The organism is Yersinia sp. 1252 StPb PI (assembly GCF_048593885.1).
Lineage (GTDB): Bacteria > Pseudomonadota > Gammaproteobacteria > Enterobacterales > Enterobacteriaceae > Yersinia > Yersinia enterocolitica_E.
In genome coordinates this window covers 1-2,028 of the sequence record NZ_JAZGQE010000329.1, presented here as the reverse complement: position 1 = coordinate 2,028, position 2,028 = coordinate 1, and the positions used below count along the sequence as shown (strand labels likewise).

The window sequence follows — 2,028 nt, the reverse complement described above, 5'->3', positions numbered from 1 at the left end:
ATTGATACTTATAGTCTGGTCGGTGTTTTATTTTATACTGTTGTTGGGCTATGCATAGGGAGTTTTTTGAATGTTGTTATCTATCGCCTGCCAATTATGCTTTCTGCTACTGCGCCAAAACATAAGGGCGTTAGTCGAGGAATTAAGGGTAATAGCCTCAAAGACAACATTAATTTATGTTTTCCAAAATCATTTTGCCCAAGTTGCAATAGCCCGTTACTTATTAGGTACAATATTCCCGTAGTCAGTTGGTTATTATTACGTGGTAGATCCCGGTGCTGCCAGCAGAGAATTAATCCTCGTTATCTAATTGTAGAGTTACTGACGGCTCTTTTAACCTTACTTGTTGCCTTTTGGGCTGAAAACGATTATTCAACAGTTGCCTGTTTACTTTTAATTTGGTCGCTGATTACGTTGTCTTTTATCGATCTTGATTGTTACTTACTTCCAGACTGTATTACATTGCCATTACTATGGATAGGACTTGTTTTTAATATAAATAATGTTTTTTGTTCTCTGTCATCTGCTGTGCTAGGTGCTGTAGTGGGTTATGTTTTTTTGTGGTTACCCTATTGGTTATTTAAGTTACTTAAGGGTGTCGAGGGAATGGGATATGGTGATTTTAAATTAATGGCAGCGATGGGAGCTTGGTTTGGTGTATCAGCAATACCCATGTTGATATTGTTATCCTCTGGTTTAGGTATCATTATCTCTATGGTGATTTCTCTCTTGTCGAAGAAGAAAGTAAAACACATCGCCTTTGGCCCTTATATTTGTCTGGCCGGTATGGCTCATCTATTTCTAGGGGAGGTTGTTAGCCTATTTTAATAATGAATTTATTTAATATTTCGCTCAACTCTTTACATTTGTAATCGTTATTCATACCATCATTTTTTAATTTTTCATATCTTACGTCTGTTAGTTCTGACCGCGAATGACTACTCTGCTGTAAACTGAGAGAGTTATCAGAATTCATCATGGTTATGGCACTACTCACTATTTTCTCTTCACTTGGTAACTTTTCCATACCACATATTTCTTTTAGATAACGCATCCCAGCCGTTAATGCAGTTAATTGTTCTATTTTTACTTTTTGAGTTAAATTTTCATTTTTGTGTGTTTGACATCCAAAAATAATTGGTGTGAAAAATAAAATCACCCTGAGTTTCATTATGATCATTCACCTTCTTGATTTTTCATTGTTACTAATAATATCTCAAAAATGTAATTATCATGGTGGATATTTTTTGTTGGTTATCAATATTTATTGATAGACTTCCATCCTTGTTATTGATGCTTATATTCCCTATCATTTTTCGCTTAAAACTAACGGATTTAACTTTATTAATGTTTGAAGGAGACTGTCAGGTAACACTATTTCTGCTATTTTATTTAGTGATGACTACCATGTGGGGCAGGAAATGGATGAAATAATGATTGGAGATATTCTCTTTACTCCACAAAAGAGAATGATCAATAAACGGGGTTCTTTGATAAAAATGAGGAATAAAGAGTCTGAAGTGTTATCTTTATTATGTCATAATTATCCAGACTCTCTCACCCGCGATGATATTGAGAAGGAGATATGGGGAGGTAGCTATGTAACAGATAACACACTAACACAAACAATTAGTAACTTGCGTAATGCATTAGATGATAAAGCACATGAATTAGTGACGACTATCCCCAAAAAAGGATATTGCATTGGTATTAAGCCGATTTTTATTTCAAGTAAAGAAAAAGAAAAAGAAAGAGGTGGTGGGGGGAGAGTAGATTGTCTTGATGTTGTTAAAAATAATGAATACATTTTATCCGGCGTTGGTTTTCGTTATAAAGTTGTGTTACTGGCAGTGTTTATAAGTTGTTTTTTTACTTCGTTATATGTGACATTAAATTCCCATGCAATTAAGATATTACATCCTACAATTACTCCTATATTAATAGGTTTGGATAACACGCTAGATGAAGTTTTCTTATCCACATACCGCAAGGCACCCTACGTTTACTTAAAGAAAACAAAACAGGGTG

Annotated in this window: 3 protein-coding genes; 2 read left to right on the top strand and 1 reads right to left on the bottom strand. The window is 34.4% G+C overall.

Going from position 1 to position 2,028, the window contains the following annotated elements; translation table 11 throughout:
* Positions 1 to 828, top strand: an 828-nt coding sequence (locus V2A85_RS23240) for a prepilin peptidase (protein WP_420072504.1), incomplete at its 5' end; no start/stop codon positions are given.
* Here V2A85_RS23240 and gspS read toward each other — a convergent pair.
* Positions 815 to 1,171, bottom strand: coding sequence for a type II secretion system pilot lipoprotein GspS (gene gspS / locus V2A85_RS23235; protein WP_420072503.1), 357 nt, complete (start codon positions 1,169 to 1,171; stop codon positions 815 to 817). The genes V2A85_RS23240 and gspS overlap by 14 nt on opposite strands.
* A gap of 250 nt (positions 1,172 to 1,421) precedes the next feature.
* Between gspS and V2A85_RS23230 the strand changes: the two genes are divergently transcribed.
* Positions 1,422 to 2,028 (top strand): winged helix-turn-helix domain-containing protein (locus V2A85_RS23230; protein ID WP_420072502.1); only part of this gene is annotated, 607 nt, incomplete at its 3' end.